The sequence below is a fragment of the Methylomonas rivi genome, assembly GCF_024505165.1.
Taxonomy (GTDB): Bacteria; Pseudomonadota; Gammaproteobacteria; order Methylococcales; family Methylomonadaceae; genus Methylomonas; species Methylomonas rivi.
This window is the reverse complement of record NZ_JANIBK010000041.1, coordinates 22,323-29,542: the sequence shown is the minus strand read 5'-3', so window position 1 is coordinate 29,542 and position 7,220 is coordinate 22,323. Positions and strand designations below refer to the sequence as shown.

The following is a 7,220-nucleotide window of genomic DNA, read 5'->3' as shown; positions in this document are numbered from 1 at the left end:
ACAACAGCCGTATCGACGAACTGCTGCCTTTCGCTGCCACGGATTAAATCATAGCGGCGACCGCCTAACGATGTGGTGCGGCTACACGCTTACGAAACGCTGCCTGAATTGGTGTCCGGTTTTTGTTGACCATTACAATGGCCGCCTGATTCAATTCAGCCATACACCAGATTTGACTATTTCTCGTTTAACTGCCGCGGACGTGCTTTAAAAATACGCTTCTGCTACCCTTGTTCATAAAATTTCCATGAATTTGCCATGTCCGGCGGTTAGTTATGTCGTTATCACCCATGCGCTATACAGCTACCTTAATTCTTTTTCTGCATGCCTTTGCCTTGCCGGCGCTATGCGCCGAAAGTTCAGCCGCCGACATTGAGTCGGCCGACGATTTATTGCGCTTAAGCTGGGAAGAATTGACCGAACTGGACGTTTCCAGCCTGTCCCGGCAAACCCAATCGGTGAAAAACAGCCCGGCGGCGGCTTTCGTAATTACTTCGGAAGACATTCGCCGCGCCGGCGTCACCAGTCTGCCGGAAGTGTTGCGCATGGTGCCCGGCATGAACGTGGCAAAAATCAATGCCTGGAATTGGGCCGTCAGCGCGCGCGGCTTCAACGATTTGTATGCCAATAAACTGCAAGTCATGATAGACGGCCGCAGCATTTACGATCCGCTGGTCAGCGGGGTGTATTGGGGGCAGCAAAATCCTTCCCTACAGGATATCGAGCGTATCGAAGTGCTGCGCGGCCCCAGCGGCAGTTTGTGGGGCGCCAATGCGGTAAACGGCACCATCAACATCATCACCCGTTCGGCCAAGGATACCCAAGGCGGATTGCTGTATGGCGGCGGCGGCACGGAAGAACAGGGTTTCGGCGGCATCCGTTACGGAGGAAAACTGAGCGATTCAACCTTCCTGCGCGGTACCGTAAACGGCATCGGGCGCGACGCCAGTATCGATTCATCCGGCAACCGGGGCACTCACGATTACGGCGATGCCCAAAACGGTAATCTCCGCCTGGATAGCCAACTGGGCGATCACGACCAGTTAATGCTGGAAGCCAACCTCTCCCGCTACCGGCTGCACGGCTACTTTATCGGTATCACCTCGCCCACCCCGCCGTTATGGCGGCAGGACGATTTCGGCCGGGACGGCTTCACCGGCAGCCTGCAAGGCAGTTGGAAGCACCGCACCGATAGCGGCCACCACTCGGATTTGAATCTGTCGTTTACCCAAACCGACTGGCAATTGGCCATGAACGAAATGAGCCGTTCCCATTTTGTAGCGGATTTCCAGCACAGCCTGCCGGAATACCGCGGCCACCATCTGCTGTGGGGGTTAAATTATCAGCTCATCAGCGACAACTTTAACAATACGTTAACGTTGGGATTCGTGCCGGACCAATTTACCCAACACAATGTCGGCCTGTTTTTACAGGACCAAATCGATTTAAGCGACGATTTGGTGCTGACGCTGGGAAACCGCATCGAACATTTTACCTATACCGGCTGGGAAACCGAGCCCAACGCCCGTTTAATGTGGACGCCCGATAAACGGCACAGTCTGTGGGCGGCCGTTTCCCGCGCCGTGGTATTGCCCAACCGGGCCCAACACAGCATCCGCATCTTCAAGCCGGTATTGCCGGGCAGCAATACTTTTTTTGAAGCCGCCGCCAACCCTAATATGTTGACGGAGAACTTGCTGGCCTTCGAATTGGGTTGGCGCTGGCAGGTCAACCGCAATCTGGATATCGATACCGCGCTGTTTTACAACATCTACGACCGCATGCAGGGCACCCGGTTTGACGGCAATGTCAGAGCCGACCCTGCTTTTGGAAATGTTCGCGAAGCCACGGTCGGCAATTACCGGCAGGTCAAAAGCTACGGTCTGGAAACCGCCGTCAACTACCGGGTCAGTCAGGACTGGCGCCTGCAGGCGTCTTACAGCGCCAACCGGTTTCATGTCGATTACGATCCGAATATCGCCTGGTTCCGCGACCCGCAAACCGAACCTCATTCCAATCCGCAACACACTTTATCGCTACGTTCGCTATTCAATCTGACTAACGAAATCGAGCTGGATCTTTGGGGGCGTTATGTGGACAACATCACGGTGGACACGGTCAGAAACATTCCCGCGTATTTCACCATGGACGTCCGCCTGGGCTGGCACCCGCATAAAGATCTGGAATTGTCGTTCAGCGGCCAAAATTTACTCGATAACCAGCATCCGGAATTTAGCGATATTTTGTATATTCCGGTCGCCAGTCAAATTCAGCGGGGTTATCTGGCGCAAATGTCCTGGCGCTTTTGAGGCCGGCGGGTGTTTAAAGTTTTCCTCAAAGCCTGGCTTTTCTGCATGGGCGTTTGCCTGGGCATATACGGCCATGCGGAAGACGGCCCACCTGTTGCTAGCCGCGAGTACCAACTGAAAACCGCCTATCTGTTTCATTTTGCCGAACTGGCGGAATGGCCGGAATCGGCTCCGGTGACCATCTGCCTGCAAGGCAATAGCCCGATTCGCGCCTATCTGCCCGTCTTGAACGGCCAACAAATCGACAACAAAGCCGTAAGCGTCAAACTGGGGACCCTTATTGCCATAGAGGAATGCCAGATCCTGTTTTTTAGCGAATTGAACGCGCTTTCCCAATCAGTGTTGGCACAAGCGCAAAAATATCACGTGCTATTGGTTAGCGACGCGGAAGAATTTGCCCAAAAAGGCGGCATGATTCAATTCACCTTACGCGATAACAAGCTAAAACTGGTAGTGAATTTGGCATCGGTGAAACTGGCCGGCTTAAAGCTGAGCTCGAAATTATTGCGCATGGCGGAAATACTCGAATGAATACCCGTAATTCAACCCGCATATCCATCTCCCGCAAGCTGGCCAAGATCCTGTTCATTATGGCCGCGTCGACATTGCTGGTAGCGACGCTGAGCCTTTCAATCCGCGAATACAATGCCTTACAGGACAGCATCGGCAAAAAACTGACTTTAACCGCCGACATATTGGGGCAAAATTGTAGCGTCGCGCTGTTATTCGACGACGAAAAGACCGCCAAGGAAATTCTCGGCGCCCTGGCCCACGATCCCGACATCATCGATGCGGTAATTCAAACCCGCACCAATGCCGTCTTTGTCGGCTATTCGAAACCCGCTTCCCACTGGCGGAGTTTCTGGCCGGCTTTCATCCCTAAATCCCGGCAGGTCAACCGGCTGATTTTTCATAATAACGAAAATCTGGTCGGGCAAATCACACTAACGGCGGACTTAAACCGCCATTACTCGGCCTTACTGCGCAATACGGCCATCAACGCCAGCATAGTCTTTATCGCTCTCGGCGTTTCCGGACTGTTTGTGTTTCGGCTGCAGCGTTCATTGGTGCGGCCCATTCTGGTATTAGCCGATACCGCGCGCCGGATTGCCGAACACAACGATTACAGCCTGCGTTCCGAATACACCGGCAACGATGAAATCAGCGATTTATCGGATGCTTTTAACAGCATGCTGGCGCAAATACAGCAAAACGAGGCCGGCCTGGAACAAGAGGTACTGAACCGTACCCAGGAACTTGAAATGGCCACGTTGGAAGCCGAATCCGCCAATCAAGCCAAAAGCGCTTTTTTAGCCAATATGAGCCACGAAATTCGCACGCCGATGAATGCCATCGTCGGTTTGGTCGAATTATGCCTGAACAGCCAATTGACGCCTAAACAGCGGGAATATTTGCAGCGCGTCGAAACGGCTTCCCGTTCCTTGATGAGCATCATCGACGATATTCTGGACTTTTCCAAAATGGAAGCCGGCAAAATGCATTTGGAGCATATTCCCTTTTTGCTGGAGGAAATGCTCGATCAGGTGTTTGCCACCATGACTCAACTGGCCACCCGCAAGGGTCTGGTTCTCAATTATTCCCACGGCGGCCGGTACCGCGCCGTGGTCGGCGATCCGCAGCGTTTGCGGCAGGTATTAATCAACCTGATCGGGAATGCGATTAAATTTACCGATCAGGGTGAAATCAATGTCACTGTCACGGAATTGAGTCGCGATAGCGAGCAACTTTGTCTGGAATTTTGCGTCCGCGACACCGGCATCGGCATCAGCCCCGCGCAGCAGCGGCATTTATTTCAAGCGTTTTCTCAAGCAGACGACAGTGTCACCCGCAGTTACGGCGGCACCGGCTTGGGTCTGGCGATTTCCAAGCAGCTGGTCGAGCAAATGGGGGGGGCTATCCGCCTGAAAAGCGTGCAGGGCCAAGGCTCGAGCTTTATTTTTACGGTCGTATTGGGCATAACCGATCTACCGATTCCCGCGCAAAACCAAGTCGACCGGTTGGACAACATGGCCTTGCAAAACCTGCGCGGGACGCGGATTCTGTTGGTCGAGGACAATGAAATCAACTGCATGGTGGCTAAGGAGTTATTGGAAAAAATGGGAATCGTCGTCGATTCGGCGGAGCACGGCGCGGAAGCCCTAGGCAAGCTGGAGCACAACAACTATGACTGCGTATTGATGGATGTACAGATGCCTATCATGGATGGCTATCAAGCAACGCGGCTCTTGAAGAAAATTGCCGCCCTTAAAAACCTGCCGGTGATAGCGATGACCGCCAACGCCATGCAGGAAGACCGGCAAAAATGCTTGCAGGCCGGCATGGTGGATTACATCAGCAAGCCCATCCTGCCGCTGACGCTGTATCAAATATTATCAAAATGGGTCAAACCCAACCGATCCCCATAAAAACCATGCGAAAACACCCGGCCGGCTTATTTTCCTTGTTCGGTGACAATCACGCCGATGCCGTTTTTTTGCAGCAGTTCCTTGATGGTCGAAACGCTGGACGGGTTATCGTAAGGACCGATTTTAATCCTGTGCCAAATCACGCTACCGACCTTGGCTTTCTCCACCCAAGACTCGATACCCAGCAACGCCAGCTTGGCTTTGTGGCGCTCGGCATCGGCGGCTTCGCGAAAAGAACCCGCCTGCATGACGTATTTTGCCTGTTTTGTTTTACCCACCAACTCTTCGCGTACCCGGGTTTGAATTTCATAATCCGGCACCACCGTTTCCGCCTGCGGCAAAATAGTATAAAAATCGTAGCGCGGCTCTTCAGCTTGCACCGGCTCCGGCTCGGCCGCTGGCGGATTTTGTTGCTGCAACGGTATTTCCTGCTTAACGGCCGGCCCCGGCTGGCTGGCCGCGGCTTCCGGCTTGCCGGCTATCAACTCGGCCACCATGCCGCGCACCATATTCAAAAACACCAAGAACGCCACAATCAGCGCGGCCACCAATAACCAGCGCCACCACAGGGTCGGCGGCTTCTTGTTACGCGCGCGGCTGGAGCCGTAGCTGGGGTTCTGGACGCGGTGTTTATAGTCTCTGGCCATTACATCGATTCTGGGGTATGGATTTTCAGCAGGTTCAGAGCATTGGCCAATACTTGTTTGATTGCGCAAATCAAATTCAGCCGCGCGTTGCAAAGTTTGTCGTCATCCACCAGAAACTGGTGGGCGTTGTAGTATGAGTGAAATTGGTTCGCCAATTCCCGCAGATAGTGGATCAATTGGTGCGGCTCGTATTGCACCGCCGCTTTTTCCAACACTTCGGGATATTTGGATAAAGTGGTCAGTAAAGCCGTTTCCTGATCTTCGGTCAGCAGATGCAAATGTTCCATGCCTAAATGCAGGTTGCGTTCTCGGCCCTTTTCGTCCAATTGCCGTAACACGCTGCAGACCCTGGCATGGGCGTATTGCACGTAATAAACCGGATTTTCGTTGCTTCTGGAGGTGGCCAGTTTCAAATCGAAATCCATGTGCTGTTCGGATTTTCGCACCACATAAAAAAACCGGCAGGCATCCCGGCCGACTTCGTTGCGCAATTGCCGCAAGGTGACGAATTCGCCGGAACGGGTGGACATCTGCACTTTTTCGGATCCTCGATACAACACCGCGAACTGCACCAATAGCACTTTCAATTTGGATTCGTCGGCGCCCAAAGCCTGCATGGCGGCTTTGACGCGCGGAATATAGCCGTGATGGTCGGCGCCCCAAATATTGACGATTTGATCGAAACCCCGATCCAGTTTATTCATGTGGTACGCAATGTCGGATGCAAAATACGTGCTTTGGCCGTTGTCCCGTACCACTACCCGGTCTTTTTCATCGCCGAGGCGACTGGAGGCAAACCAGGTGGCGCCGTCCCGCAAATACAAAAAGCCGGCCGCATCCAGGCGTTGCAAGGCTTGCTGAATCGAGCCGTCGTCCATCAGCAGACGTTCTGAAAACCACTGTTGGTAACTGACGCCGAATTCCTGCAAATCGTCCTTGATGTCGGCCAGAATATCGTCCAGGCCGGCCTGAAAGACCTCTTGATATTGCGCCGGACCCAACAAGGTTTTAGCCCGATCGATCAAGGCATCGATATGTTTTTCCTTATCGCCGCCCTGGTGTTCATCGGCGGGTATGTCTTCCAGCACCAGTTCGACCGGACGGCGGTAATCGTTGCCGGATTTTTTATGCAGGTTAAAGGCAATTTCCCGCACATATTCGCCACGATAGCCATTGCTGGGAAAAGGCAACACTTCGCCGCATTCTTCCAGATACCGCAACCAGACGCTGGTGGCCAGGATATCCATCTGCCGGCCGGCATCGTTGACATAATATTCGCGTTCCACCTCAAAGCCCGCCGCTTGCAACAGATCGGCCACGGCCGAACCGTAAGCCGCGCCGCGGCCATGTCCGACGTGCAACGGGCCGGTCGGATTGGCGGAGACGAATTCCACCTGCACTTTCTTACCGGTGCCGATGGTACTCAAACCGAATTCGGGGCCGGCGTCGTGGATTTGTTTGACAATTTGAAACTGGCTATCGGGATTGATAAAAAAATTAATGAAGCCGGGCCCGGCAATTTCAATTTTACTGATCAGATTATCGGCGGGAATTTCAGCCACGATTTTTTCCGCCAATTGGCGGGGATTGCTTTTAGCCGGCTTGGCCAACAACATGGCCAAATTGGTGGCAAAATCGCCATGTTGACTATCGCGGGCACGCTCCAAATTGATTTGCGCGACAAGTTCCGGATCAAGAACACCTTGCGTTTTCAGGGCTGCTACAGCTTGTTGCAAAAGGTATTCGAGCTTATGTTTCATTATCGGGACAGAAAAAGTGGATAAAAAATACGCTTTATTATCTATCAAAAGCCCTTTAATAGCTACCAGGCCCGCCGG

At 53.2% G+C, this 7,220-nt stretch carries 6 protein-coding genes; 4 read left to right on the top strand and 2 right to left on the bottom strand.

Going from position 1 to position 7,220, the window contains the following annotated elements; translation table 11 throughout:
- The 4 genes from NP596_RS09815 to NP596_RS09800 all read left to right on the top strand — a co-directional run.
- A partial coding sequence (locus NP596_RS09815) for a hypothetical protein (protein WP_256615169.1) occupies positions 1 to 211 on the top strand: 211 nt, incomplete at its 5' end.
- A 64-nt stretch (positions 212 to 275) separates the two neighbouring features.
- A complete protein-coding gene (locus NP596_RS09810) occupies positions 276 to 2,309 on the top strand; it encodes a TonB-dependent receptor plug domain-containing protein (RefSeq protein ID WP_256615167.1) in 2,034 nt (677 codons plus the stop codon).
- 9 nt (positions 2,310 to 2,318) lie between these two features.
- Entirely contained in the window at positions 2,319 to 2,840 is a 522-nt protein-coding gene (locus NP596_RS09805; protein WP_256615165.1) for a YfiR family protein, read from the top strand.
- Positions 2,837 to 4,735 carry an ATP-binding protein gene (locus NP596_RS09800; protein ID WP_256615163.1) on the top strand — a complete coding sequence of 633 codons (1,899 nt, stop codon included), beginning with the start codon at positions 2,837 to 2,839 and terminating at the stop codon, positions 4,733 to 4,735. Before NP596_RS09805 ends, NP596_RS09800 begins: the two co-directional genes overlap by 4 nt.
- Before the next feature lie 26 nt (positions 4,736 to 4,761).
- Here the strand turns inward: NP596_RS09800 and NP596_RS09795 are convergent, their stop codons facing one another.
- Together NP596_RS09795 and argS are read right to left on the bottom strand one after the other, a co-directional pair.
- A complete protein-coding gene (locus tag NP596_RS09795) occupies positions 4,762 to 5,382 on the bottom strand; it encodes an SPOR domain-containing protein (RefSeq protein WP_256615162.1) in 621 nt (206 codons plus the stop codon).
- The gene (gene argS, locus NP596_RS09790; RefSeq protein WP_256615160.1) at positions 5,382 to 7,142 is read right to left on the bottom strand and encodes an arginine--tRNA ligase; all 1,761 of its coding nucleotides are present in this window, start codon (positions 7,140 to 7,142) and stop codon (positions 5,382 to 5,384) included. Before argS ends, NP596_RS09795 begins: the two co-directional genes overlap by 1 nt.
- Positions 7,143 to 7,220 lie beyond the last annotated feature (78 nt).